Source organism: Vibrio mediterranei (assembly GCF_013364395.1).
GTDB classification, from domain to species: Bacteria; Pseudomonadota; Gammaproteobacteria; order Enterobacterales; family Vibrionaceae; genus Vibrio; species Vibrio mediterranei.
Genome location: NZ_JABXGK010000004.1, coordinates 18860 through 45050 on the forward strand (window position 1 = coordinate 18860; position 26191 = coordinate 45050).

Genomic DNA, 26191 nt, shown 5'->3' on the forward strand with positions numbered 1-26191 from the left:
CAGGTTAGTTTGCGATGAGTAGGATCGGATAATGATCGACATTTAAACACTTTGCCCCTAGTATTCGTTGGTCAAAAACTCAATAACAAGCTAGCTGTATTCATATGATCACCTTCTCTGATATTCAATTGCTTCGAGGTGGTAAACCACTCCTCGATCAAGCCTCTGCAACCATTCACCCAGGTGATAAAGTAGGTTTAGTAGGTAAAAATGGTTGTGGTAAATCCACACTATTTGCTCTACTAAAAGATGAGCTTTCCATCGATGCTGGCTCGTTTAGCCAACCTGCGCATTGGGAGTTAGCTTGGGTAGCACAGGAAACCCCTGCGTTAGATCGCAGTGCTATCGAATATGTCATTGATGGTGATAGAGAATATCGTGCACTAGAACAAGATCTGGTTGAAGCCGAGAAACAAGACAACGGCACACTAGTGGCAGAGCTTCACGGTAAGATTGAAGTGATTGGTGGCTACAGCATCCGTGCACGTGCCGCTGAACTGCTTGATGGCCTTGGCTTTAGTCAAGCACAAATGAGTTGGAGCCTAACGCAGTTCTCAGGTGGTTGGCGCATGCGTTTAAACCTCGCACAAGCTCTACTATGCCGCTCTGATCTACTGCTACTCGACGAACCAACCAACCACTTAGATCTAGACGCCGTCATGTGGCTAGAGCGTTGGCTGCAAAACTATCCGGGTACCTTGGTTCTGATCTCGCACGACCGAGACTTTTTGGATCCGATCGTGGGTCGCATTATTCATATCGAAAACCAACTGCTAAATGAGTACACGGGGAACTATTCTTCGTTCGAAGATCAGCGTGCGCAAAAACTGATCTTGCAACAAGCGCAGTATCAGAAGCAACAAAAGCAGATGGCTCACATGCAAAGCTATATTGACCGCTTCCGTTATAAGGCGTCTAAAGCTCGCCAAGCACAAAGCCGTATTAAAGCGTTAGAACGCATGGAGAAGGTACTTCCCGCTCAGTTTGATAATCCATTCAGTTTCGAATTTAGAGAGCCAGCCGCGCTTCCTAACCCTATCATTATGATGGATGATGTCTCGGCCGGTTACGACGATAACGTCATATTAGAGAAGATTCGTCTAAATCTCGTTCCCGGTAGCCGCATTGGTCTGCTAGGTCGTAATGGCGCAGGTAAATCGACACTGATTAAGCTGCTTTCTGGAGAGCTCAACGCAAAGGGTGGCGATCTCAACTACTCGCAAGGCGTGAAAATCGGTTACTTTGCTCAGCATCAATTAGAGACACTTCATCCGGAAGAAACACCTTTACAGCACATGATGCAAATTGCGCCTCAACATACCGAGCAGCAGCTTCGTGACTACTTAGGTAGTTTTGGTTTCCAAGGCGAAAAAGCACTGGAGAAAGTCGCGCCTTTTTCTGGGGGTGAAAAAGCACGTCTGGTGTTGGCTCTGATCGTTTGGCAAAAACCAAACTTACTATTACTCGATGAACCGACCAACCACTTAGATCTTGATATGCGCCAAGCGCTAACTTTGGCACTGCAAACCTTTGAAGGTGCGATGGTTATCGTCAGTCACGACCGCTATTTATTGCGCGCGACCACCGATGATCTTTATCTTGTGCACGATCGCCAAGTGGCACCATTTAATGGTGATTTGGTGGATTACTATAAGTGGCTCACCGACCAGCAGCGACTAGAGCGCAAAGAAGCCCAAGAGAACGAGCCAGAGAAAAGCTCTAACAATAGCGCAGCAGCGAAGAAAGAGCAGAAACGTAAAGAAGCAGAGTTTAGAAAGCAAACTGCACCAATTCGCAAAACACTGACAAAACTTGAAGAAAAAATGGATAAGTTATCCGCCCTTGTCGCTGAGGCAGAAGAGCAATTGTCCGATACTTCTCTGTATGATGCGGAAAATAAAGCTAAACTCAATGAAGTACTTGCCAAACAGGCTTCTAGCAAATCCGAGCTCGAAGACGTAGAAATGGAGTGGATGGCCCAGCAAGAAGTTCTTGAGCAAATGGAACAGGAATTTAATCAGTAATGACAACAGAGCACGTATCTTCCACACTCACCCTAGAACACCTTTGGCAGTTTAGCCTGCAATATTACGGTGTGCGTGAAGTGAAAGAAGCGTGCTTAAATTTGCAAAATCAATTTCATGGTAATGTGAATCTGCTACTGTTGCTGAAATGGCTCGACGAACAATCGGTTCGCTTTCAATCTGAAGACTGGCATCTAGTCCAGTCTTGTTTAGGGCGAACCGAACAGCTCCTGCACCAATATCGCGATATCCGTCGCCAACTCAAACACAACGTAGTTGATAGCCTTTATCGTGAAGCCCTAGAATTTGAACTCAGTCTGGAAAAACAACAGCAGTCTGATCTTGTTGACTGTATCAATAGCCTTGCACTGATCCCCCACGATCACGAGCCACTAGTACTGATCTACTGTCGACAACTTGGCGCCGAACATCTGGGATTGATCTTCGCTAAGCCTATCAGCGAACTCCCTACCAGATAAACACTACACAAGAAGCCGTCAGCGCCGCCATGCTAGAGTTAAAGCGTCGCCACGCAGTGGGAGTCGACAGCCAACGGCGAATAAAGGTGCCAAAACCAACCCACACAGACGAAGTTTGTAGCTGAACCACTAGAAAAATCACCGAAATGCCAATCAAGGACCACCAATAATACTCACCAGCAATGGCAAATGAACTGACCGCCGTAACTGACATAACCCACGCCTTAGGATTCAGATATTGAAACAACATTGCTTCCAAGCATGTCATGGGCTTTGCCTGCTGAGCACCATCTCCTTTGTTAATACCAGCGGTTAGAATGCGCCAAGCCAAATACAACAAGTATGCACTACCAAGCCATTTCAAAATTTCTTGCACCACTGGGTAAGTCTTAAACACCACACCTAAACCCACACCATTGAGCAAAATGAGGCTAATCAAGCCAAATCCAATACCGAAAAAATGAGGTATCGAGCGCATGTAGCCAAAGTTCGCGCCTGAAGCTGTCAGCATGACATTATTTGGGCCAGGGGTCCCAGTCATGACAACGGCAAAAAGTGCCACAGACAAGAAAAATGACCAGTCCATATGATTCCTCCAAAAATTGTACCGATACAATTACAAAAATTACGTTGCTTTATTGTTAATTAGCGACCAAAATAACCCTAACAAACGATCAAAACAGACGCAAAAGGTTTATTGTCACCATGACAATCGAAACAATTACGGTATACAAGCAGGATCCAACACCGATCTACAAACAGATCGCCGATCAGATCGCACATCAAATTGAGTCAGGAGAATTGGCAAGCAACAGCAAGTTGCCGACCCATCGTTGGCTTGCTGATCAGCTGCATGTCACGGTTGGCACCATTACTCGCGCCTATTCTGAAATCGAGCGTCGTGGATTAGTTGAAGCTCGAGTAGGTGCCGGCACTTACGTGGCTGATACCAATAAACCCAGCTGGGCGTTTGAAGAAAGCAGTGTCGATCCGAATGAATACAATTTTGGTTATAACATTCCACCGCAGCTGGATCGCAGTGACATGCTGAAGCAAGCGATGCAGAGGATCTCCACCTCTCCGGCTCATTTGAACCAACTAATGATCTATCAGCCTCCTTCTGGTCTGGATGCACATCGTTCGATTGTCACTAAGTGGTTAAACAGCAAAGGCATCAAACTGCACGCCCACAAGTTACTATTTAGCTCGGGGGCTCAACATGCCATTCAAATGGTTTTAGATACTTTCACCAGAGCAGGTGATACGGTGTTGGTTGAAAAGTACACTTATCCAGGCGTCATTAGCCTAGCGCGCCAGAACCAATTGACCCTAAAAGGGGTTGAGATGGATGAGTTTGGTGTCACTCCAGAATCGCTTGAAGTCTGTTGTCAGCGCTATTCACCACGATTTATTTATCTCACGCCGACACTACAAAACCCGACCACGGCAATCATGCCTGAAGATCGTCGACTCGATATTATTCGTGTGTGTGAGCAGTACAATGTTTACATCATTGAAGATGAAATCAACGGATTGCTACTCGAATCTCCACCAGCCCCTATGGTGAATTACGCCCCAGAACGAGTGGTTCATATTGGCGCTTTCTCAAAATGCCTCGCTCCCGGGTTGAGGGTGGGTTATGTCCATGCACCAGAAAAACTGTATCAAAAGCTGTTGGTGACGCTACAAACTCATAGCTGGATGATTAGCCCTCTACTCACTGCACTAACCTGTGAAATGCTAACCTCTGGCGACGCAGAACGTAACTTAACGCTCATACACAGAGAGATGAAAGCGCGTATTGATATTGCGACGCGTGCTCTCGATGGTTTTGAGCTAGGCTATCAAACAGGTGGGTTTCATATTTGGTTAACTCTCCCGGAAAACTGGCGCCTCAGTGAGTTCGTTAGTAAAGCCCAAGAGATGGGTATTATCGTTAAATCCGGTGAACTGTTTGCCCCACCCGGGGGCTCGGTAGCGCCGGCAGTGCGTTTGTCGTTAAGCTCGCCACAAACGATCGAACAACTTCAAATCGGCGTAGACAAATTAAAAGCCCTGTTATTATCCAACACAGTCGATGAATTCACCTTATGAGTACTGCTAAATTTATTGCCGCCAAAGGACTTGGTAACCCGCACATACAAACCTTGATTCCTCGCTTCGTAAGAAGAAAGCCTTTGTTTGAACCAACTTGGGAAACGTTGGACACGCCAGATGGCGACTTTGTTGAGCTTGCATGGAGTGAAGAGCCTCATTCATCAAGCGCGAAAAGCAAACCTGTTTTTGTTCTGTTTCATGGGCTAGAAGGCTGTTTCAATAGCCCTTATGCCAATGGCTTAATGCACGCTTTTGCTCAGCAAGGCTGGCTTTCTGTTATGATGCATTTTCGCGGCTGCGGTCCCAACCCGAACCGGCTAGCTCGTGCCTATCACTCTGGTGAAATTGGTGACGCTAGGCAGTTCATCGAGCTTTTGGATCATCGTTACCCAAATGCCAAAAAGGCTGCTGTGGGCATTTCGTTAGGGGGCAACATGCTGACGAACTATCTTGCTCACTACCAGAATGACAGCAAGCTGGATGGTGCGACGATTGTCTCTGCACCATTGGACCTTGGTGCATGTGCTCGACGAATTGAACAGGGCTTTTCCAAGCTATATCGCTCATACCTACTCAGCTCAATGAAAAAGAACGCGCTAAACAAACTGCACCTTCTCAGTGATGTATTAGGTCTTACGGCGGAAAAAATCCAAAACATGCGCAAACTGTACGAGTTTGATGACCTAATCACCGCACCACTGCATGGTTTTCGGGATGCTGAAGACTATTACAATCAATGCTCTGGATTACAAAGAATGTGTGACATTACTGTTCCCACTCAATTTATCCACGCAAAGGATGACCCATTTATGAGCCATGAAGTCATTCCAAACTTCGCCCTCCCTGCTCATATTGACTATCGCCTACACGAACGTGGTGGCCATGTGGGTTTTATGTCTGGCACTCTGCGTCAACCTAAGTTTTGGCTAGAAGAAACCTTGCCAAACTACTATCGCCACCTACTCCACTCGTCCACATGACGGTATACTCTCCCGTATCATAGAGTGATGAGGTATTTATGATTATTCCATGGCAACAAATCGCAGCAGAAACGCTGGATAATTTGATCAAAGAATTCGTATTGCGTGAAGGTACTGACTACGGCGACACTGAGTGGTCGTTGGACGATAAGGTATCGCACGTCAAAGCTCAACTAGAGAACGGAGAGGCTGTAATTGTCTTCTCCGAATTACATGAAACCGTCGATATTCAGCTACGTCGTTCGATGTAAATGACGTGAGCATGACAATCTAGTGCTATAGTAAAACGCTATTGAACCTAAATGAGCAAACAACGTCTAAATAGTTCATAGGGTTAGCAAAACAAAATTATAACTATCATTACACAGGAAGTGTTATGTCTGCAAAACACCCCATTATTGCGGTGACCGGCTCTTCTGGAGCAGGTACAACAACAACGTCAGAAGCGTTTCGCAAAATGTTCAACATGATGAGCGTGAAGCCCGCTTTTATTGAAGGTGACAGCTTTCACCGCTTTACTCGTCCAGAAATGGATATCGAGATCCGCAAAGCCAAAGAGCAAGGAAAACACATCAGTTACTTTGGCCCGCAAGCAAATGACTTCCCTGCGTTAGAAGAATTCTTCCGCAACTACGGACAAAATGGCACAGGTCAGTTTCGTCGTTACCTGCATACGTTTGATGAAGCTGTACCATACAATCAAATGCCTGGCACATTCACGCCTTGGCAAGATCTGCCTGAAAATTCCGATGTACTGTTTTATGAAGGCTTACACGGTGGTGTTGTCGACGGAGAGGTAAACGCAGCTCAACATGTCGACTTACTTATCGGCATGGTGCCGATAGTCAACTTGGAGTGGATTCAGAAATTTGTTCGTGATACTCGCGATAGAGGGCATTCCAGAGAAGCGGTTACCGACTCTATTGTCCGTTCAATGGATGATTACCTTAGTTATATTACCCCGCAATTCTCACGCACTCATATTAACTTTCAACGCGTCCCTACGGTGGATACCTCCAACCCACTCAACGCCAAAGGCATTCCAAGCTTAGATGAAAGCTTCGTGGTGATTCGTCTACGTGGTATCAAAAATGTCGATTTCCCTTATCTACTGGCAATGATAGATGGCTCATTCATGTCGCGACATGACACCATAGTGGTACCGGGCGGTAAGATGAGTTTTGCGATGGAATTAATCGTCAGACCAATACTTCAACAGCTCATAGAAACTGGAAAAATAGGTTAGCTTTCACGCTTTAACCGTAGATGATTTTTTATACCGTGATCATGTGCACAATTTTGTATAGAAAAATGGTCTGATGACACGATTAAAATCAAGAAAAATGGCGCAAAAAAGGATACTATTTCTAGGAAACAGAAGATCGCTTGCGCCATCTTCAAAGTGCTTTTATGCTAGTAAGTCTTAACCAACGGGCTTGCTAACAAATATGGAAAGCAGCAAGCATACCCTGCAGAGGAAGTAAGATATATGGTTCTAGGTAAACCTCAAACCGACCCAACGTTAGAGTGGTTCCTTTCACACTGCCACATTCACAAGTATCCTTCTAAAAGCACGCTAATCCATGCGGGCGAGAAAGCGGAAACTCTTTACTACATCGTAAAAGGTTCTGTAGCGGTACTGATCAAAGATGAAGAAGGCAAAGAGATGATCTTGTCTTACCTTAACCAAGGTGACTTCATTGGTGAACTTGGCTTGTTCGAAGAAGACCAAGAACGTACGGCATGGGTACGTGCAAAATCTCCTTGTGAAGTTGCGGAAATCTCATTCAAGAAATTCCGTCAGCTGATTCAAGTTAACCCTGATATTCTAATGCGCTTATCTGCTCAAATGGCAAGTCGTCTACAAGTGACTAGCCAAAAAGTAGGTGACTTAGCGTTCCTAGACGTAACAGGCCGCATTGCTCAAACGCTACTAAACCTAGCGAAGCAACCAGACGCAATGACTCACCCAGATGGCATGCAAATCAAGATCACTCGTCAAGAGATCGGCCAAATCGTTGGCTGTTCACGTGAGACAGTGGGACGCATTCTTAAGATGCTAGAAGAGCAGAACCTAATCTCTGCTCACGGTAAGACTATTGTTGTTTACGGTACTCGTTAATTTCTAGCGACGTTACTTTTACAAAAGCTAATAGCTAAAAAGCCACCGCAAGGTGGCTTTTTTATTATTTATTGGTGCGTACTCTCAAAAATCTTATCCGCAGATGCTGCGACGAAGCCTTGATAGTAACTGCCGTCCGCCATTTGATATCGCTTAGCAAACTCATAGAAGCCGCCAGGGATAGTCTGTTCACCATCGGTGAACATCACTGGCACTTTATCCGCCATTGTTGAAGACTGCTCAAGTAACACCTCAGGAGAACCTTTCACTTCGCCCCCAGATTCATTGATAGCAAAACTGGCCTCACGAAGATGTTGGTTTACTTCTACGACTTCCTGAAAACGATCCAGCTGATTTACGCTCACCGTAAAGTGGTTAGCACCATAACCGTGGGCAGCCAACCACGATGCATACTCGCTCTCTTCGGCTAGCGTCTGAAAATCAACGTAACTCAAGTCCCATAGACGCCCACCATAAAGGAAGTCTGCGCTATCCAACTTCTCCGCTTCAACTTGAGCCACCAGTTTAGCGACAATATCTTGCAGCTGCTGCGAACACAGTTCGACTCTAAGCTCACTAATAAACACTTTTGGTAATAGAGCATTACTATGCTCTAAATGAATCGCAGAGAGCTTCTTAGCCTCAAACACATAATCACCAGAGACTTTGTAGCCAAGAGCGATAAAGTGCTTTGCCAACGAATCGATGCCCAGAGGGCCGACATTAAAAGTACGTAGCGCAATGTGGTCGTTAATCAGCGCTTCATCCTCTTTGAGCAGAGCATGGACTTTATCAGCAGAAGGGCAAAGACGGCGAATATAGTCTTGCCATAAATGGTTAAATAGAGCGTCTACAGTCATAACAGAATTTCCTTAGAGTTCAATACCAGGGCTTAGCGTTGCAGGAAGCACGGTATTGTCTCCTTCCATGGACGCCATAGGGTATGCACAGTAATCGGCCGCATAGAAAGCACTTGGTCTTAGGTTACCTGATGCACCAGGTCCTCCGAATGGCGCATCACCACTCGCTCCAGTAAGCTGACGGTTACGGTTTACAATGCCTGCACGAATATGGTCAACGAAGTACTGCCACTCTTCATCGCTTTGCGAAATCAAACCAGCCGACAAACCAAAGCGAGTATCGTTTGCGAGTTCTACTGCTTGTGGTAGCGTTTCATAGCGTACTAGCTGTAACAAGGGACCAAAGTACTCTTCATCTGGTAGCTGCTCGATATTCGTTGCATCAATCAACGCAGGCGTAACGAAAGCGGCTTGTAGGCGTTTCGCTTCCACTAAGCTCTTGCCACCTAGTTTCAGGAGCTCAGCTTGCGCCGCAATAATATGATCAGCTGCTTGTTCAGAGATTTGTGGCCCCATAAATGGTGCTGGTTCGGCGAACGGCTCATCGATACGAATCTTACCAATTGCAGAAACTAAGCGTTCAACCAGTTGATCACCTCTTTGCCCAAATGGTACATAAAGGCGTCTTGCACAGGTACAGCGTTGTCCAGCACTGATGTATGCCGATTGCAAAATGGTATAAACCGCAGCATCAATATCCCCAAAGTCTTCACTGATCACCAGCGGGTTATTGCCGCCCATTTCTAGCGCTAACATCTTGCCCGGTTGCCCCGCGAATTGCCTATGCAGAATGTGTCCCGTATTGGCGCTACCTGTGAACAGTACGCCATCAATGCCTTTAGAATCAGCAAGCGCAATGCCCGTCTCCTTGCCGCCTTGAACAAGGTTAATGACACCAGATGGAAGACCAACCTCTTCCCAAAGTTTCATGGCTAACTCACCAACTAGCGGCGTCTGCTCAGACGGTTTAAAGACCACTGTGTTCCCTGCTAGTAACGCAGGCACAATGTGACCGTTAGGTAGGTGACCAGGGAAATTATAAGGCCCAAAGACAGCCATGACACCAAGAGGCCTGTGACGGAGGACGATTTGGTTGCCAGCGGCTTCGCGTTGGGTCTCGCCGGTACGCTGATGATAAGCACGAATAGAAATCGCAATTTTGCCAGCCATCGCTCCCGCTTCAGTGCGCGTTTCCCATAACGGTTTACCCGTTTCTTTGGCGATGGCTATGGCAATATCTTCACTACGTTCTTTCACTTTCTCTGCGAAAGACAAAACGATGGCTTCACGCTCTTCAAATGGACGCTTCTTCCACTCGACAAATGCCTGACGAGCAGCAGAGACAGCGCTTTCAACCTGTTGAGTAGTGGCTGACTGACCTTCCCAAATAGTTTGATTGTTGTATGGGGATAGTGACTGAAAAGTGTCACCTTGGCCTGCAACCCAGTTACCTGCGATCCATTGAGTCATAGTGAAGTTCCTTAAATTGAATGAGCTAAGAGCAAGCAGAACTTCCGCTTCTCTTAAACCGTGGTGGTAATCGACCACCATCTTATTATTTGACTGTTATTGAGCCAGCATACGCACCATATCGCCCTCGGCGACATTCAGTGCTTGTGCTGCTTCTGTTGTGAGCAATACCTTGCCACTTTCTGGGTCGTATGCCGCTTTGGCCGCGACCGCTCGGAAGTTCTCAAACGAGGTATTTGCCACCAAATAATCTTGAGAGCTCGAATGCTCTGCAATCGCTACTTGAGCTCGGAAAGAGTCACGAACCGCTTGAATATTGCGAAGGTCACATTCAACCGTTGGGCCTGCATCGAAAATGTCGACATAGTTACGGCAAGTAAAGCCTTCGTTTTCAAGCAGCTTCAAAGCCGGACGCGTATTCTCATGCACCTGCCCAATCACCTCTTGCGCTTCTTTGCTGAGCAAGTTGATATAGATAGGAAGCTTTGGCATTAGATCTGCGATAAAGCCTTTTTTACCAATTCCGGTCAGATAATCTGCCAATGTAAAATCGATAGAAAAGAAATGCTCTTGTAACCACTTCCAAAATGGAGAATTGCCTTCCGCATCGGACACACCACGCATTTCAGCAAAAATCGTTTTAGAAAAACGTTCTGGGTGCTCTGCCATCATCAAAAAGCGGCATTTAGACATCAATCGACCATTCAATCCGCCACGGAATTCAGGGCGTAAGAACAAGGTACAAATCTCACTGCATCCAGTGTAATTATTCCCAAAGGTCAGAAGCTTAACGACATTGTTGACGTTGAGTTTTGGTGACGAATGCACCACCGTACTAATGTGATAAGAATAGAAAGGGACATCCCAGCCAATCGCACCTTCTATACCTGTGGTACCCGCCACTTCACCAGTTTCTGTATCAACACCCACCATCAAATAACCTTCATCGGTCGGCGTCGTCACGTCTTGCTTGGCAAAACTGTATTCAGAATGGGTAATTCGGTTAGTAAGAAGCTCTTCATTCACAGGAAGAGAAGTAAAACCGTGTCCTGATTCTACCGCGCAAGTATGCAGCGCGTCGTAATCAGACATAGAGATAGGACGAACAACAAGCATCAATAATCCCTCCTGACGCAAACTCTCCCGGCACATCCAAACATCCGAGAGAGTATTTAATTGCTAACTAAGTTTACGACGCCACTAAGGTGCTGATCGCTTTATCTAGTTTAGCTAATCCTTCTTCAACTTCTTGTTTGGTAATCACCAATGATGGGGTAAAACGAACCACATTTGCACCCGCAACCAAGACCATTAGGCCTTGTTGACCTGCAGCTACTAGAACATCACGAGCACGACCTTGCCACTCTTCATTCAGCGCAGCACCAAGAAGTAGGCCTTTTCCACGAATTTCGCTGAAAATACCGTATTTTGCGTTTATTTTTTGTAGACCATCGCGGAACCACGCTTCACGCTCAGCGACACCAGCCAGAACATCTGGGCTCGACACCACATCCACAACCGCTTCTGCTACCGCACACGCTAACGGGTTACCACCGTAAGTAGAACCGTGCGTCCCCACTTTCATGTGTGCAGCAAGTTTCTCAGTCGTTAGCATAGCGCCAATCGGGAAACCACCACCAAGAGATTTCGCAGTGCTCAAAATATCGGGGGTTACACCTAGACCTTGGTAGGCATAAAAGTGACCAGTACGGCCATTACCCGTTTGTACTTCATCAAAAATAAGCAGTGCATTATATTTATCACATAACTCACGAACTGCTTGAACAAACTCTGGCTGAGGAGAAACAATACCACCCTCACCTTGTAGCGGCTCCATCATCACTGCACAGGTTTTTTCTGACATCTGAGCTTCAAGCGCAGCAATATCATTATAAGGAATGTGTGATACGTCGCCCGGCTTAGGACCAAAACCGTCAGAATAAGCGGCTTGACCACCAACAGTGACCGTAAAGAAAGTACGACCGTGGAAACCTTGGTTAAAAGCAATGATTTCTGACTTTTCAGTACCATGAACATCTGCCGCCCAGCGGCGTGCTAGTTTCAGCGCCGCTTCATTGGCTTCCGCACCTGAGTTAGCGAAGAAAACTCGTTCAGCAAAGCTAACTTCCGTCAGTTTTTTCGCCAAGCGCAGTGCTGGCTCGTTGGTCATGACATTACTCAGATGCCAAATCTTGTTAGCTTGTTCAGTAACTGCATTTACCATCGCCGGATGGCAGTGGCCTAAACAACTCACGGCAATACCACCCGCGAAGTCGATATATTCATTCCCCTGCTGGTCCCAAACGCGAGCACCCTCGCCTTTTACTGGAATCATTTCCATTGGGTTGTAGCAAGGTACCATTACCTCATCAAACCACTCGCGAGTTACCGCTTTTTCCGTTGTCATAACACATTCCTTCTCATTACAGCATGTTGGAGAAAGGCGCTTCACTCTTCCGATTTTTGGTTAAGGACCAAGAGCGATCCCTCGAACTCATAAAGGAAGAAAAGATTTTCTATCGCTTTTCCACAGATGCAGCATTGTATTTACAATTATTTAACCATAGCAATAGTGAAAAATACTTTTTAAGTAGTCAAAGAACAAAATTCACTGCCGCCTCATGAGTATTTATGCATCAAAAATGAATGGGAATGAAGCGTTTTTTCCTGCATTGACTAAGAAAGTCAGCAAATAAGGTTTTGCTCACTTTGATATCAGTAAAGACGAATAAACTTTCAATTTAATAAGTAAAACTTATGATGGATAAGAAAACAGAAAAGAGTGATCAAGATCGACTATTTTTGAGACAGGAAATTGTTAAGAAGTTCGTGACCTTGTTCGGTTTTGATAGATTCTGGGTGGAATTGAACCGCATGTAGACAAAGCGACTTGTGCTGATAACCCATAATTTCGTCGAAATCACCATTCTCTAACTCAGTCCAAGCCGTTACTTCAAAGCAATCTGGAAGCGACTCTTTTTCGACGATTAATGAGTGATAACGGGTAACAGTTAATGGGTTATTGAGGCCAGCAAACACACTTTTGTTGTTATGACGAATGGGTGAGGTTTTACCATGCATCACTTCACGAGCACGGATCACCTTACCACCAAAGACCTGAGCGATCGCCTGATGACCTAAACAAACACCGAGTAGTGGCAATTTACCTGCAAAGTGCTTGATCACCTCTAAGGAGATTCCTGCCTCATTAGGTGTACAAGGTCCTGGAGAGATAACTAAATGAGAAGGGTTTAACGCTTCAATACCAGCAATATCAATTTCATCATTGCGCACCACTTTTACTTCGGCACCCAGTTCAGAAAAATACTGAAACAGGTTAAAAGTAAAGGAGTCGTAATTATCAATGATGAGTAGCATAGCGCTCGCTGTGGTATTGAGTTTGCGAAAAATAAGGCGGTATTTTGCAACAAGATGGCAGAAAGGCAAGTAAAAATGGGGAGAAAAAAAGCAGCAAGGCTGTAAACACCTTGCTGCAGAGGATAATTATCCTTGTTTACGTCGACGTAGACCTAACAGCAGCATCGCTGATAAACCCACTAAGCCAACCGAACCACCACGCATATTCAGATCAATTACCGCTGGATCATGGTCAGAAGAACGGTAATGGTCTTGATACTTAGGCAAATCACCTTTGTACTCATCGTTATAGTCAAACAGCGTCGACTCCGCCGCATTGATGTGCCACTCAGTGGCATCAACGACACGCTTCGATAAGCTTGGACTAATAAGGATATGGTCGAGCGCGCCGACTTCATCATTGTATGAGTAACTCCAACCTTGTGGATGCATCTCTCCCAGTACGTTGACGTAACCATAGCTGTGGTCAATGACCGCACCATCATCACCAAATTGCTCTTGTTCACCAATAAAGGTATTGCGAGCAGCACGAATGGTTTTGCCATACTTCTCTTGACTGTAGTCAGTCAGAATTAGCAGTGGATCTTCTTTTCCATACGCATTGAAGTCACCCAAGACAATTTTATGTCCTTTAATCGCTTCCAACGCATCACCTAACGCAACAGCCGCTGCGACACGGAAGTTTTCACATGACCCTTGCTGATCAGTATCTTTGCCAGCTTGACCACCTTCAGCAACAGGAGCTGCATCTTCCCAACATTTAGAGCCTTTTGATTTGAAGTGATTGACCGCTACCGTCAGCTTCTCCTTCGCCCCTTTCACCTTAAAGGTTGGTGCCAGAGTATTACGTTGATAGTTCTTACCGTCTTCAATTACTTTGCCATCGTCATCCAGCACTTCAGGCGCAACCTGACGAGGCATTTCCAGTACATTAACTTGTTTTAGTTTCACTTGCTTAGGACGATAAATAACGCCAGTTGTAATGGCATCGGTACCCACTGCATCAAGCTTATCAATGACACCATCTTGATTGCTGTCTACCGAAACGAAGTCATAGTGCAATTTCTTGTTATCTATACGAGCGTTAAGCTCTCTGACTAACTGAGCAATGGCTCCATTGTCACCAAAGCCGTTGTTCTCTATTTCCATCAAACCAACAATGTCGGCATCAAGCTTGATAAGCGCATTGAGTATTTTCTCTTGCTGGACTTCAAACTCAGCAAAGTTGCTAGCACCTCGATTGCTGCCGAAGCGGTTTTCATCACCACCGAATGGCGAGGTAAAGTAGTTAAGAACGTTAAAGGTCGCAACACGTAGGTCTTTCTTGTTCCATGGCTGCTCAGCAAGCTCAGGAGCTTCAGTGCGCGGTGTATTACGAACGAAGTTATCAGCAGAAATAGTATTCGTCACAAACAAGCGGTAATCACCGTAGCTGTACCCAATGACCCCTTCAATATCAAACAAGGTATCGTTGATACGAATATAATCTTCCGTGCTGCCATCTTGGTCCACATCGGTACGACCAAATTCTGGGTAGTACGGCACTTTGCCATTTGGTGCTGCCGTTGGTGACTCAACAAATAGTCGACGTAAGCCGTTATCTTCGCTTTGCGCTTTAGCTTCATCAGAACCTGCGGCAAACTGCTGATTTGGATGCAGATTCACGCGTTCATGCGCCAACACCATATTATTGCGACGTGCGCCATAGTCATAACCAAAGGTGCGACTAATACGCATATCAAGCGCTTTTGGTAGGCGCACTAGCATGCCTTCGTAACGCTCTAATGTCTGCTCAAAGTTCTCATCAGACTCAAGCACTTCAATTGCTGTTGCTTGTGGGGCTGCCTGTTCTCCTTGCTTAAACCAATCTTGTTCATTGAGCTTAAGCTGAGTCTGTCCATAGAACTCTTGGATTTGACCACGAACACAAACCACATCGCCAGCAGCTAGGCTTGGATTTGCTTGAGTGTAAACATACAAACCATTAGACGTTAACGGGTTATGATCATCCTGCAATGCCTCTAAATAGAAGCCTTGATTAATGCCCGTGCTTACCGCCGAGACCACGCCTTGAACAAAATACTGTTCACTAGTGATGTATGGGTAGCCATTGATATAAGGAGAACTGCTACCTTCACCCTGAATCGCTTGAATGTCAGTAAAGGTTGGTGCAGAACCGTTGTCGAGACATTGGAAAGGTGCTGGTGGTGTTAGGTCCTCCAACTGACCTAAACCGGTAACATCGTTCTTACTCAGTGTTGCCCATTGTTCTGGTTGGTAAGTCACCGATGGTTGATGATAAGGCGTGTAACGCACTAAGGTTTTATCTGCACCAAAGTTGTCGCCCATCATGCCAATCATATCGATGATTTGGCCATTACTATCCATCAGTGCAATCGGGTCGTCACCATTAAAATTCAATACTTGATCAGAGGTTGAAAGCGTTGCGACACCCAGAATGGCATCGTCTGCGCGAGAGTTTGCGAACACAAGTACTGACTTAGCTGGAATGACATAACTAGAGAGATCTAGTGTGCTCCAACTGCCGTTCCCATTTGGCGATTTAGCCAGTTGGTAACCCACCAACTGAACTTCTGAGTCACCAGAGTTGGCTATCTCAACTGCCTTGTTATAACCACTTCCCTCCACATATTGCGAAAGAAAGATCTCTGCGTTGGCACCTCCGGCTAATGCGGACGCTATCGCTAACGCTAACCACTGCTTTTTATTTGTGCGTGTCATCATTCACCTCGAATTAACTGGCAATGTTATCCCTTGCCTTTATTGCACTTTATTGAATATAAAAATGATTATTTTCGAGACGAGTGTTGTCATTTAGAGTGCAAATGAACAATGAATATTCAGTTAACTGAGATACAGCTCTCATTCAAAGTTTGAACAATTTAGCCTGTGCCAAAAATTCAACAGGAAACGTTAGTAAGAGAATGCAGTGCGATAACACAAAAAAAAGCCCTTTAGCGAACCAAAGGGCTTTTCAATATCTGGAGTATAACTTGTGCTATGGGCGAGTCACAAAACCTACCGCTTTGTAGGCTTCAGCCAGTGTCACTGCTGCACGAGCAGAGGCCTTTTCAGCGCCTTGGCGCATGACTTCATCCATATAAGCACGGTCGGCACGAATACGGTGGTATTCCGCTTGAATTGGCTCAAGCATAGCAACCAGCGCTTCACCTACATCTTTCTTAAACGGACCGTACATCTCCACACCAGCATATTGCGCTTCAATTTCTTCAAACGTTTTGCCCGTTGCTGCAGAGTAAAGGCCCATTAGGTTAGAGATGCCCGCTTTGTTTTCCCAATCGTTGGCAATGCGTGGCGGTGTCTCGGCATCAGTTTGCGCTTTATTGATCTTCTTGATGATCGACTTAGGCTCCTCGAGCAGAGTAATCACGTTCTTACGGTTATCATCCGACTTAGACATCTTCTTAGTCGCATCTTGTAAGCTCATAACACGAGCGTTCACCGTTGGGATATAAGGCTCAGGAATAGTGAAAATCGGTGCTTCAGGGCTGTAGATATTGTTGAAACGAGTCGCGATATCACGCGCTAACTCTAAGTGCTGCTTCTGGTCACTACCCACTGGTACTTGGTGTGCACCGTAAAGCAGAATATCTGCAGCCATTAGCACTGGATAATCATAAAGACCAACGTTAACGTCATTAGCGTAACGCTGTGATTTGTCTTTAAACTGAGTCATACGATTCAGTTCGCCCATTTGGGTATAACAGTTAAGAAGCCAACCAAGTTGAGCATGCTCAGGTACGTGTGACTGTACAAATAACGTGCTCTTCTTCGGATCAACACCAACTGCAAGGCAGATTGCGAGTGCGTCTAGTGTCGCTTCATGCAGTGCTTTTGGATCTTGACGAACCGTAATCGCATGAAGGTCAACAACGCAGTACTGGCAATCGTAATCATCTTGCATCTGTTGCCATTGACGTAGAGCACCCAAGTAGTTTCCGATACTTAGTTCACCTGACGGCTGAACACCACTCAATACGATGGGTTTGCTCATGATAATGATTCCTTCGACTTCTTAACGAGATAATTAGGATAATGAAAAACCGCGTAATTCCTTACGCGGTTCTAGCAGTGTACTCATTGGCGAGTATATTTCTAGTACTTTACTTGGCTTTTCACTCAGCAATGCACTTTTTGTCGCGATTTAGCCGTCAATTCCTACGGCTTCAAGCACGTTCGACACGATATCAGCAACAAAGTCAGGGTTCGCATTGGCAATAGGTTCACCGTGGTTATAACCATAAGTGAGTCCGAACGCTTGGCAACCTGCGTTACGCGCCGCCAAGATATCGTTTTTAGAATCCCCGACCATCAACACTTGTTCGGCAGATAACTGCTCTTGCTCCATCAACCAATGTAATGCAATTGGATCCGGTTTGCGTTTCGGGAACGCATCGCCGCCCAGTACATGCTTAAAGTACTTATCGAGCTTATGTTGCTCTAGCAATTCTGGAACAAACTTCGATGGTTTGTTGGTGAGCAGAGCTAAAGTAAAGCCATTCGCCACCAAGGTATCCAAGGTTTGATGTACAGCTGGATACAAGTGACTTAGCTTATGCCCACTGGCTTTATAAAAGTCATCAAACAAAGTACGAGCCTTCGCGAGCAACTCCGGCGACAGCTCAGGGTCAACAGTGATGCTTTGGCTTAATGAGCGACCAATTAAAATATCGGCACCGTTACCTACATAGTCACGAACTTGTTCTTCGGTGACACTCGGATAACCTAACTCTTGAACCGCCTGATCAGCCGCTAATGCCAAATCAGGTACGCTGTCGAGTAACGTCCCATCTAAATCAAAAACAACGAGTTTAATTGCGCTCATTTCTACTTCCAAATCTATTTGCTGTTTACTTTTGCCAGTTCAGCACGCATCTCGTCGATAACTTCTTTGTAGTCTGGACGATTAAAGATAGCGCTACCGGCAACAAACATGTCTGCGCCCGCTTCGGCAATTTCTCGAATATTATCGACTTTCACGCCACCATCAATTTCTAAGCGAATGTTACGACCAGAAGCATCAATGCGTTTACGAACTTCACGTAACTTGTCTAGCGTCGACGGAATGAAAGATTGACCACCAAAGCCTGGGTTCACTGACATCAGTAGAATCAAGTCCACTTTGTCCATGATGTAATCAAGGCAAGAAAGAGGGGTTGCTGGGTTGAGTACTACACCAGCCTGACAGCCGTGTTCTTTGATAAGTTGCAGTGTACGATCTACGTGCTCAGACGCTTCAACGTGGAAAGTAATCATACTCGCACCTGCTTTAGCAAAGTCAGGAACAATACTATCGACAGGTTTAACCATTAGGTGAACATCGATTGGAGCGGTAATGCCGTAGTCGCGTAGAGCTTTACAGATTGGTGCACCAAACGTCAGGTTAGGAACATAGTGATTGTCCATCACATCAAAATGAACAACGTCAGCACCCGCAGCGAGTACTTTTTCAACGTCCTCACCTAGGCGAGCAAAATCTGCAGAGAGAATGGATGGAGCAATTAAAAAGTCTTTCATACCTAACCTCAGTTGAATTCAAAGCAAGCGAGTATCGCCAAGTTCGCGCAATTCTACCGAAGCGGTTGATTAAATCCTAGCCCTTACCAAGCAGTTATTGATCTTGCGGCTCAAATAACGCCAATAATTCGTCAACCTTATTACGACCTGCGCCATTACGGCTGATGGTTCGCTTAACCTTGACCACATTCAGTTGCGCACCGTGATATAGACGGCGTGTCAAAGTAGTGTCGTGGTTAGAAATCAGCACCGGAATACCACGATCAAACGCGGCGTGCTCAGCCACGTCAGCAAGCGCTGCTTGGTCATCAAGACTAAAACCATTACCCGCATAAGAGGTAAAGTTGGCCGTGTTCGATAGTGGTGCGTATGGCGGGTCGCAATATATAACGCTGCCTTTGCGCGCTCGTTTAAAAGTGTCGTGATATCCCTCGCAAACAAACGTGGCTTTCTTCGCTTTCTCAGCAAAGAAAATCAGCTCATTTTCTGGGAAATACGGTTTTTTATAAGAGCCGAAGGGCACGTTAAAGCCACCTTTTTTGTTGTAACGGCACAAGCCGTTAAAACCAAAACGGTTCATATAAAGAAAGGCGACGGAGCGAAACAAGACGTCGTCAGTCTGATTAAACTGGGCGCGAATATCCAAATACACTTCTTTGCGATTGTGTTCAGCAGTGAATAGGCGCTTTGCTTCAGCGACGTAGGTCTCGGGATCTGTTTTTAACAGATTATAGAGGTTAATTAAATCGGGATTGATATCGGCAAGTAAATACTGATCGTAGTCAGTATTTAGGAAGATAGACCCAGCACCAACGAAAGGCTCTACCAGCTTTCTTGCGTCTGGCAAATGCTTTTGAATGTCTTCAACCAAGCCATATTTTCCACCAGCCCACTTAAGAAAGGCGCGTTGCTTTTTCATTACTTGCTCTATCTACTGCCACCCCAAAAATTAAGGCTGGGGAATATATCATAATTCAATTTGTTATGTTGACCTTTCTAGCAGAAAGGTCAGCGAAAATCACCCTCAGTGTTCACTGGAAGGTTACTCTTTCCAACGAGTAATTTCTCGCTGTACTTGGCTAAGAGATTTTGGCCAAGGTCCAAGAGACTGGATTTCTTCCGGTAACGCTTCCGCTGCATCACGTGCCGTTTGAATACTTGGATACACATCGTAAGTCACGATGTACCACTTCTCATCTCCACGCAACGTTGGATAAACACGGACTGGTTTGTCAAACGTGTGTTGGTTCAAAAACAACTGAACGTCTTTTAGCTCAGTCATCGCGGCGATTTGCAACGTGTAGTTATTTGCAGGCAAGGCATTGAGTTCTTCACGCGCGAAGGAAAACGTAATTGGAGTCTGCAGTTTCTGCGCACTATCCACATCAACTACTTCCACTTTTGGTGTGACCACATTTTGAACCTCAGCCGCTTTTGCTACTGCGACAGCAGTATTGTCATCTAATAAGGCATCTACAACGTCCGAGGTAATTACTACGCGCTCTCCAGATTCTGCTACACCGACACTCGCGGTTTCTGATGTTACCGAAGGCGGTAGCGAAGCGGTATCATCCGTGGGCTCTAACTGGGACGGCATTTCTTTGTTAGCCCCTTCTGCTTGTTCTTCAGTAGCGGCATCGACTGGCCCATCTAAGGTAGGAATCACCGTTTGCTCAATCGGTACTTCGCTAGGCTCTGTGCTCTGCGGCGTTGGCGATTTTAGTAGCCAGCTGTAGCCTAAAAATAGCAGCAAAACGATAACTGCCACTGTTGCTGCAATCTTGGCAGGTGAACCAACCAATGAACGAATAATCACCTTCTTTTCCATTTTTTGCTCTCCTAACGCCAAAATTTCACCCGGAAGCGGTTTAATGCTAGTAAACGCGCTTTTGACTCTTTTTTCAACGCTTTCATCAATATAGCGCAGCACCAGAGTATCAAAAAAACGCTCAGCCTCCGCGTCGGTCAGTTCATCAACATCCAACTCTACCGGTTTACTATCAAGGCCATGACTCAATCGCGCTAGTCGAGAACTGAGCGAATCGCTAGCACTGAATAATACGATACTTATGTTCTGTTTAGTGACATGCAAAGAGGCTGTATACAGCAGCCATAGCTCGGCAAGTAAGGCTTGTGAGATGTGCTGAGCATCATCGACAACAATAACAATATTGCTCGCCTCACCCTCCAGAATACGCTCAACGCTGTCATGCAGTGAGTCGGTAGCGCTGTACATTGAATGAGGAAAGAGTTGACGAAGAATATTACTGCGGTTCACTTCATCATCTTGATTCGCGAAACAGGTAATCAGTGATTGATTTTTGCCATGTGCCCAGGCTTCGAGATAGCGGTGTGCAAGCCAAGTTTTTCCGGCGCCAGACTCACCTTTGATAACGACAAAACTCGACGCAAATTGAGTCAGTAGCTGCACACGCTCTAGTAGTTGGGTCTGCGAATCTAATTCCAATACTCGCAGCTCATACGACAAACTCATTCTGATCCTATCTACCTAGTCATTAAACCTAAAAAAGGCCCCATTACGGAGCCTCACATCTAACTTACCTTCAATAGCATCGACAATATCGAACTACTGTCGGCACAAGTCGATAGCTTGTTTGATGATGTCACTCGGAACGTCAGAAACCACCTGAGCAGTACCAACAGACATTGGTAGCACGAGACGTAACTTACCCGATAAGACTTTTTTATCACGCATCATATGCTTGATAAAGTCTTCAAAACTCATTGATTCCGGAGTGTGTACAGGCAATTTAGCGCGCTCTAGCAAAGTGATAATACGGGTCACTTGCTCTGCGGTTATATCACCAAGCAAATGCGCGGTATGGGCGGCCATAGCTGTACCGGAAGAGACTGCCTCTCCATGTAACCATTTACCATACCCTAGTTCTGCTTCAATCGCATGACCAAATGTATGACCTAGATTCAATAACGCGCGAATACCCGACTCTTTCTCATCTTGAGCCACAACCTCAGCTTTAATCTGACAGCAGCGAGCAATAGCATAAGTCAGGGCTTGTTGATCCAATGCATAAAGCTTATCGAGGTTTTGCTCTAGCCATTCAAAGAAGGCTTCATCATAGATGATGCCATACTTGATCACCTCAGCAACACCCGCGGCGAATTCACGCGCTGGTAAGGTCTTAAGACAGTTGGTATCAATGATGACAGATTGAGGCTGATAGAAAGCACCAATCATGTTTTTGCCAAGCTCGTGGTTAACGGCGGTTTTGCCGCCCACAGATGAGTCGACTTGGGATAATAGCGTGGTTGGGATTTGAACAAAATCCACGCCACGTTGATAGCAAGCGGCAGAAAAACCGACAAGATCGCCAATCACACCACCACCAAGGGCAACAACTACTACATCACGACCATAGTTACCTGACAGTAAATGTGTCATAACCGTATTGAAGGTGTCTAGTGTCTTGTATTGCTCACCATCAGGCAGTTCGAGTAATGAGGTTTTGCAACCTTTGTTATCAAGCTGCTTAAGAATAGCATCAGCGTAGAGGGGGGAAACGGTGGTGTTAGTGATAACAACCACTGATTTTCCATCTGGAATTTGGGCAAATTGAGCCGAGTCATTAAATAACCCGGCACCAATTGAAATTGGGTAGCTACGCTCACCAAGTTCGACCGTAATCCGTTCCATGGTTTGCTCTCCTATTGAAGAAAGAAAGTTAGACTTGACCTTCTTCTAGCATTTTTACGATCTGGTTGGCTACCACTTTTGCACTTTGATCATCAGTACGAACCACATAGTCCGCCACATCTTTGTAAAGATCATTGCGCTCGTCCGCTAAAGACTCAAGTACTTCGCGCGGGTTGTCCGTTTGAAGCAGCGGTCGTTTTTTGTCGCGATTTGTGCGAGCAAGCTGTTTTTCGATGGTTGTTTCCAGATAGACAACAATACCACGCGCAGAAAGGCGATTACGGTTGTCTTTACTTTTAACTGAACCACCACCTGTAGCAAGTACAATACCTTGCTGTTCGGTTAGATCGTTAATAACGGTTTCTTCGCGTTTGCGGAAACCTTCTTCACCTTCAACGTCAAACACCCATGCGATGTCTGCGCCTGTACGCTCTTCAATTACTGTATCAGAGTCAACAAACTCCATGTGTAGTTGTTGAGCTAGGTGTCTACCGATTGTACTTTTGCCGGCACCCATAGGGCCAACAAGAAAAATATTACGTTTCTCAGCCATGTTTAGCATTAATTTACAACGTTAATTCAATGACATCGCCACAAGAAAAGACCGAAAAGGAGCCTCGGAAAAAGGGCTTGTGGCACCAATTCCTCACAGATAAGTCGTGATAAGACCCGAAATTATCAAGGTAAGGTGCCTTGAATGCAACTTTATTTTTAGTCCTTTTGAATTATTTGATACTTTACAGATAGTTACTGAGTAATAATCTTAGGAGTTACGAAGATCAGTAACTCATTCTTACCGATGTTTTCATAGGTTCGTCTAAATAATGCCCCTAACCCCGGAATATCACCAAGAACTGGCACTTTATCTACCTTGCTGGTCATGGCATGTTGAAAAATACCGCCTAGCACCACAGTTTCGCCATCGTTAACCAGAACTTGAGTCCCTATCCTTTGAGTATCAATCGCCACAGTTTCACCCTCTAGGGTTTTCAGCACTTCACCAACCCTGTCTTGAGTCACATCTAAGTCGAGAATAAGTCGATTGTCGGGCGTGATCTGCGGAGTCACCGTCAAGGAAAGCACCGCTTTTTTGAACTCAACTGCTGTCGCTCCACTCGATGTCGATTTCAAATAAGGAATTTCTGTTCCCTGCTCTATATAAGCAGACTTTTTATTGGTAGTGATAAGACGTGGACTGGATATGATTTCGGCTTTCGATTCACTTTGTAATGCGGACAACTCTAGATCAAGTAACGTATTTGAGCCGAGGCTTGCTACTTGAAATGCGATACTGGCGGCATTGTCAGACAGCGCCCCCAAGTTAACATTAAGGAAGTCATCAATGTCCACTTCTCCCCCACCGATGCCAGACGAAGCAAGGTTGCCTTCTATCGTACTGCCGATCGTGGTGTCACCATTTATCGATGTATAACCCCACCGTATCCCCAACTCTTCAATATTACCCTCTTTGATAGTGACCACTCGCGCTTCAATTTGTACCTGTTTCACGGGTATATCGAGTGAGGCAATAATCTCTTTAATCACGCGAAGATTATCCGGCAGTTCTCGCACCAATAAGGCGTTGGTGCGCTCATCGATAGCAACTGAACCTCGTTCAGATAACATACTGACATCACTATCTCCACCAATCATGGCCGCTACATCCGCCGCTTTAGCATAGTTAATATTAATGATTTCCGATTTTAGTTGACCGATTTGCTCGGCCAAGCGACTCTTTTCTAACGCCTGCTTCTCTTGTAAATCTAACTCTGTTTTAGGGGCCACCATGATGATGTTGCCCTTGACCCGTTTATCTAACCCTTTTACTCGCAGGATAATGTCGAGGACTTCCGTCCATGGCACGCCATCTAAACGCAAGGTTAAGTTGCCTTGGACACTATCGGATGCCACTAAATTAAAGTGGTTATAGTCAGCCAGAAGCTGTAATACACTGCGCACAGGAATGTCTTGGAAATTGATTGAAGTGAGCTTGCCACTATGACTACCAAACAATTTTTGTTCATCACTTTGTTGCTGAGACAGAGGTAAAATTGTCACTTTCAGTTGTTTACCATGCATCGTATATTGATATTGAACTGCCATAGCGGTCTCGACAAAGATCCGAACATCGGGACTATCATCAAATAGTTCTATCTGATTCACTGCGGTAGAAAAATCCGTGACATCCAAAATCGCCAGCTTGTCTGACGCTATCTGGGTTTGCTTTACCACTATCTTTATTCCTTGCGACTCGGCGCTAATGTCTACAACACTACCAACATGAGAAAGCTCAACAACGACTACTGCACGCTTCTGTTTATCCAGTTCAAATGAGACATCAACAAGTTGATTAGTTTGGGGCATAGCGATCAAATCAGTACTGATGATTAACGCCCACAAATAGACAGTCCCCCTCCAAGTGGACAACATTTTTCTCGTCACTGTTTGTATCTCCATTACTTCAGTGCCAATGTAATTTGCCTTTGACGCCAACACCCTAATCCATCGGGAAGCGTCTCATGAATAATTAGCTTATCTGCTGTTATCTGTTTAATTAGGCCGCTGTTTTCACCTATGTATTGTCCCGCGCTAACTGTCACTATTCGATTTATAGGTAAAGCCACTAGTCCTCTGCGCTGCTCCCCTTTCCCCATCACTCCTTTCAATTGCATGTCATTAAGCGAGTAACGCTCTAAAGGCACTTTGCTACGGATCTTAGGCTGCCAGCAAGATAAGTTGGCCACAGATTGAGAGTGATTCTGAATCATTGCAGGCAAGTCAAAAGGCGAGCTCCGATTTATGGGCGTAAACTTAATAACCTCGATAGTAGGGAAAAAAGGCGTATCGGCTTGTGTTGTTTTCGCCTCTCGCAACACCTGAGTAACGAACTCATTCAATGGGTCCTGTTTTGCTCGACAACCCATTAACACTGCAATGCTGATAAGCATTAAACTAATTCTTACCAGCATCGCCTTTCTCCCCAAAATCCTCATGCAGTTGATAGGTTGCAGCTTGAACTCGGAAATGTAATACACTGCTTTCCTGACTCACTCGCTGCCACTCAGCATCTTCGATAAGCACCATTCGAGATAACTGTGCAATGGCCTGACTAAAGTGACCAATATCGTTGTAATTTCCAGTGAGTTCTATATTTATTGGCAGCTTATAGAGAAAGTGCTCCGAAGCGCGCTTACCCCAGTCAATTCGAGTGAAAGTGAGTTGGTTGTGCAGCCCTTCTTGGTTGACACCGGCAAGTAGTGTCGCGAGTTCTTGTTGAACTGGTAGTAAATGAAGTAACCGTTGATAGCGACTTCTCACCAGCTCAAGTTGCTGCTTTTTATTCGGCAGGTTCGCCGTTTGCGCAACTACTGTTTTTAGCTCTAGTTTTAACCGTTGTTCCAACTGCACAGCTCGTTCTAACTCATCAGAATTAGACTTTGTTGAAAACCAAAACCATGCATAACTCGATGACATGAAAACCAATAGGCCGATAACAAGCTGGTAGTTAAATGGCCAATCTTTTATGTCATCCAGTTCAAAGTCCAACAC

At 45.4% G+C, this 26191-nt stretch carries 24 protein-coding genes; 7 read left to right on the forward strand and 17 right to left on the reverse strand.

Translation table 11 applies throughout. The annotated features are described in order from the left end of the window. The first annotated feature begins 104 nt into the window (after positions 1-104). Both HOP38_RS14795 and HOP38_RS14800 read left to right on the forward strand, forming a co-directional pair. Positions 105-2024, forward strand: a complete 1920-nt coding sequence (locus tag HOP38_RS14795; RefSeq protein WP_006074810.1) for an ABC transporter ATP-binding protein — start codon at positions 105-107, stop codon at positions 2022-2024. Then, entirely contained in the window at positions 2024-2503 is a 480-nt protein-coding gene (locus tag HOP38_RS14800) for a TIGR02444 family protein (RefSeq protein ID WP_038230928.1), read from the forward strand. The genes HOP38_RS14795 and HOP38_RS14800 overlap by 1 nt, the downstream gene beginning before the upstream one ends. Here HOP38_RS14800 and HOP38_RS14805 read toward each other — a convergent pair. Beyond that, positions 2493-3089 (reverse strand): LysE family translocator, encoded by a 597-nt coding sequence (locus tag HOP38_RS14805; RefSeq protein ID WP_006074812.1) that lies wholly within the window; start codon positions 3087-3089, stop codon positions 2493-2495. The genes HOP38_RS14800 and HOP38_RS14805 overlap by 11 nt on opposite strands. A gap of 119 nt (positions 3090-3208) precedes the next feature. On the opposite strand from HOP38_RS14805, the gene HOP38_RS14810 reads away from it, so the two are divergent. The 5 genes from HOP38_RS14810 (at position 3209) to crp (ending at position 7702) form a co-directional block, all read left to right on the forward strand. Beyond that, the gene (locus HOP38_RS14810; protein WP_198558376.1) at positions 3209-4597 is read left to right on the forward strand and encodes an aminotransferase-like domain-containing protein; all 1389 of its coding nucleotides are present in this window, start codon (positions 3209-3211) and stop codon (positions 4595-4597) included. Further along, positions 4594-5580 (forward strand): hydrolase, encoded by a 987-nt coding sequence (locus HOP38_RS14815; protein WP_198558377.1) that lies wholly within the window; start codon positions 4594-4596, stop codon positions 5578-5580. Before HOP38_RS14810 ends, HOP38_RS14815 begins: the two co-directional genes overlap by 4 nt. Before the next feature lie 38 nt (positions 5581-5618). Continuing rightward, complete coding sequence (locus HOP38_RS14820; RefSeq protein ID WP_038230936.1) at positions 5619-5831, forward strand: YheU family protein; 213 nt, start codon at positions 5619-5621, stop codon at positions 5829-5831. Between the two features lie 125 nt (positions 5832-5956). Then, positions 5957-6826, forward strand: a complete 870-nt coding sequence (locus HOP38_RS14825; RefSeq protein ID WP_006074816.1) for a phosphoribulokinase — start codon at positions 5957-5959, stop codon at positions 6824-6826. A 243-nt stretch (positions 6827-7069) separates the two neighbouring features. Continuing rightward, the gene (gene crp, locus HOP38_RS14830; protein ID WP_004410522.1) at positions 7070-7702 is read left to right on the forward strand and encodes a cAMP-activated global transcriptional regulator CRP; all 633 of its coding nucleotides are present in this window, start codon (positions 7070-7072) and stop codon (positions 7700-7702) included. Positions 7703-7770: 68 nt separating this feature from the next. Here crp and HOP38_RS14835 read toward each other — a convergent pair whose 3' ends face one another. The 16 genes from HOP38_RS14835 to HOP38_RS14910 form a co-directional block, all read right to left on the reverse strand. Next, positions 7771-8562 carry a DUF1338 domain-containing protein gene (locus tag HOP38_RS14835; protein WP_198558378.1) on the reverse strand — a complete coding sequence of 264 codons (792 nt, stop codon included), beginning with the start codon at positions 8560-8562 and terminating at the stop codon, positions 7771-7773. Positions 8563-8574: 12 nt separating this feature from the next. Beyond that, the gene (gene astD, locus HOP38_RS14840) at positions 8575-10032 is read right to left on the reverse strand and encodes a succinylglutamate-semialdehyde dehydrogenase (protein WP_198558379.1); all 1458 of its coding nucleotides are present in this window, start codon (positions 10030-10032) and stop codon (positions 8575-8577) included. 96 nt (positions 10033-10128) lie between these two features. Next, positions 10129-11148 (reverse strand): arginine N-succinyltransferase, encoded by a 1020-nt coding sequence (astA, locus tag HOP38_RS14845; protein WP_006074820.1) that lies wholly within the window; start codon positions 11146-11148, stop codon positions 10129-10131. Between the two features lie 73 nt (positions 11149-11221). Further along, positions 11222-12439 (reverse strand): aspartate aminotransferase family protein, encoded by a 1218-nt coding sequence (locus tag HOP38_RS14850; RefSeq protein WP_006074821.1) that lies wholly within the window; start codon positions 12437-12439, stop codon positions 11222-11224. Positions 12440-12828: 389 nt separating this feature from the next. After that, positions 12829-13410, reverse strand: a complete 582-nt coding sequence (locus tag HOP38_RS14855) for an aminodeoxychorismate/anthranilate synthase component II (RefSeq protein ID WP_038230946.1) — start codon at positions 13408-13410, stop codon at positions 12829-12831. Between the two features lie 126 nt (positions 13411-13536). After that, positions 13537-16152 carry an ExeM/NucH family extracellular endonuclease gene (locus HOP38_RS14860; RefSeq protein ID WP_423250095.1) on the reverse strand — a complete coding sequence of 872 codons (2616 nt, stop codon included), beginning with the start codon at positions 16150-16152 and terminating at the stop codon, positions 13537-13539. 277 nt (positions 16153-16429) lie between these two features. After that, entirely contained in the window at positions 16430-17446 is a 1017-nt protein-coding gene (gene trpS, locus HOP38_RS14865; RefSeq protein WP_038230950.1) for a tryptophan--tRNA ligase, read from the reverse strand. A 150-nt stretch (positions 17447-17596) separates the two neighbouring features. Beyond that, the gene (locus tag HOP38_RS14870; protein ID WP_062463036.1) at positions 17597-18277 is read right to left on the reverse strand and encodes a phosphoglycolate phosphatase; all 681 of its coding nucleotides are present in this window, start codon (positions 18275-18277) and stop codon (positions 17597-17599) included. 14 nt (positions 18278-18291) lie between these two features. Continuing rightward, a complete protein-coding gene (gene rpe, locus HOP38_RS14875) occupies positions 18292-18969 on the reverse strand; it encodes a ribulose-phosphate 3-epimerase (protein ID WP_006074826.1) in 678 nt (225 codons plus the stop codon). Positions 18970-19063: 94 nt separating this feature from the next. Then, positions 19064-19888, reverse strand: coding sequence for a Dam family site-specific DNA-(adenine-N6)-methyltransferase (locus HOP38_RS14880; protein WP_006074827.1), 825 nt, complete (start codon positions 19886-19888; stop codon positions 19064-19066). A 123-nt stretch (positions 19889-20011) separates the two neighbouring features. Then, positions 20012-21463: an SPOR domain-containing protein gene (locus HOP38_RS14885; RefSeq protein WP_088876313.1), complete on the reverse strand. Its 1452-nt coding sequence runs from the start codon at positions 21461-21463 to the stop codon at positions 20012-20014. A 93-nt stretch (positions 21464-21556) separates the two neighbouring features. Next, positions 21557-22642: a 3-dehydroquinate synthase gene (gene aroB, locus HOP38_RS14890; RefSeq protein WP_198558381.1), complete on the reverse strand. Its 1086-nt coding sequence runs from the start codon at positions 22640-22642 to the stop codon at positions 21557-21559. 28 nt (positions 22643-22670) lie between these two features. Continuing rightward, on the reverse strand, positions 22671-23195 hold the full coding sequence (gene aroK, locus HOP38_RS14895) for a shikimate kinase AroK (RefSeq protein ID WP_038231065.1): 525 nt from the start codon (positions 23193-23195) through the stop codon (positions 22671-22673). Between the two features lie 194 nt (positions 23196-23389). Further along, positions 23390-25006, reverse strand: coding sequence for a type IV pilus secretin PilQ (locus tag HOP38_RS14900; RefSeq protein ID WP_423250096.1), 1617 nt, complete (start codon positions 25004-25006; stop codon positions 23390-23392). A 92-nt stretch (positions 25007-25098) separates the two neighbouring features. Beyond that, positions 25099-25611, reverse strand: coding sequence for a pilus assembly protein PilP (locus tag HOP38_RS14905; RefSeq protein WP_006071131.1), 513 nt, complete (start codon positions 25609-25611; stop codon positions 25099-25101). Beyond that, entirely contained in the window at positions 25595-26191 is a 597-nt protein-coding gene (locus HOP38_RS14910; RefSeq protein WP_031493730.1) for a type IV pilus inner membrane component PilO, read from the reverse strand. The genes HOP38_RS14905 and HOP38_RS14910 overlap by 17 nt, the downstream gene beginning before the upstream one ends.

Coding starts and splice junctions, on each gene's coding strand:
- HOP38_RS14795 (WP_006074810.1), top strand. CDS start 105: ATGATCACCTTCTCTGATATTCAATTGCTTCGAGGTGGTAAACCACTC.
- astA (WP_006074820.1), bottom strand. CDS start 11,148: ATGCTTGTTGTTCGTCCTATCTCTATGTCTGATTACGACGCGCTGCAT.
- HOP38_RS14860 (WP_423250095.1), bottom strand. CDS start 16,152: ATGACACGCACAAATAAAAAGCAGTGGTTAGCGTTAGCGATAGCGTCC.
- HOP38_RS14880 (WP_006074827.1), bottom strand. CDS start 19,888: ATGAAAAAGCAACGCGCCTTTCTTAAGTGGGCTGGTGGAAAATATGGC.
- HOP38_RS14835 (WP_198558378.1), bottom strand. CDS start 8,562: ATGACTGTAGACGCTCTATTTAACCATTTATGGCAAGACTATATTCGC.
- HOP38_RS14820 (WP_038230936.1), top strand. CDS start 5,619: ATGATTATTCCATGGCAACAAATCGCAGCAGAAACGCTGGATAATTTG.
- HOP38_RS14870 (WP_062463036.1), bottom strand. CDS start 18,277: ATGAGCGCAATTAAACTCGTTGTTTTTGATTTAGATGGGACGTTACTC.
- aroB (WP_198558381.1), bottom strand. CDS start 22,642: ATGGAACGGATTACGGTCGAACTTGGTGAGCGTAGCTACCCAATTTCA.
- HOP38_RS14850 (WP_006074821.1), bottom strand. CDS start 12,439: ATGACAACGGAAAAAGCGGTAACTCGCGAGTGGTTTGATGAGGTAATG.
- rpe (WP_006074826.1), bottom strand. CDS start 18,969: ATGAAAGACTTTTTAATTGCTCCATCCATTCTCTCTGCAGATTTTGCT.
- HOP38_RS14905 (WP_006071131.1), bottom strand. CDS start 25,611: ATGCTGGTAAGAATTAGTTTAATGCTTATCAGCATTGCAGTGTTAATG.
- HOP38_RS14810 (WP_198558376.1), top strand. CDS start 3,209: ATGACAATCGAAACAATTACGGTATACAAGCAGGATCCAACACCGATC.
- HOP38_RS14825 (WP_006074816.1), top strand. CDS start 5,957: ATGTCTGCAAAACACCCCATTATTGCGGTGACCGGCTCTTCTGGAGCA.
- HOP38_RS14855 (WP_038230946.1), bottom strand. CDS start 13,410: ATGCTACTCATCATTGATAATTACGACTCCTTTACTTTTAACCTGTTT.
- HOP38_RS14815 (WP_198558377.1), top strand. CDS start 4,594: ATGAGTACTGCTAAATTTATTGCCGCCAAAGGACTTGGTAACCCGCAC.
- HOP38_RS14885 (WP_088876313.1), bottom strand. CDS start 21,463: ATGAGTTTGTCGTATGAGCTGCGAGTATTGGAATTAGATTCGCAGACC.
- HOP38_RS14800 (WP_038230928.1), top strand. CDS start 2,024: ATGACAACAGAGCACGTATCTTCCACACTCACCCTAGAACACCTTTGG.
- crp (WP_004410522.1), top strand. CDS start 7,070: ATGGTTCTAGGTAAACCTCAAACCGACCCAACGTTAGAGTGGTTCCTT.
- astD (WP_198558379.1), bottom strand. CDS start 10,032: ATGACTCAATGGATCGCAGGTAACTGGGTTGCAGGCCAAGGTGACACT.
- trpS (WP_038230950.1), bottom strand. CDS start 17,446: ATGAGCAAACCCATCGTATTGAGTGGTGTTCAGCCGTCAGGTGAACTA.
- HOP38_RS14900 (WP_423250096.1), bottom strand. CDS start 25,006: ATGCCCCAAACTAATCAACTTGTTGATGTCTCATTTGAACTGGATAAA.
- aroK (WP_038231065.1), bottom strand. CDS start 23,195: ATGGCTGAGAAACGTAATATTTTTCTTGTTGGCCCTATGGGTGCCGGC.
- HOP38_RS14805 (WP_006074812.1), bottom strand. CDS start 3,089: ATGGACTGGTCATTTTTCTTGTCTGTGGCACTTTTTGCCGTTGTCATG.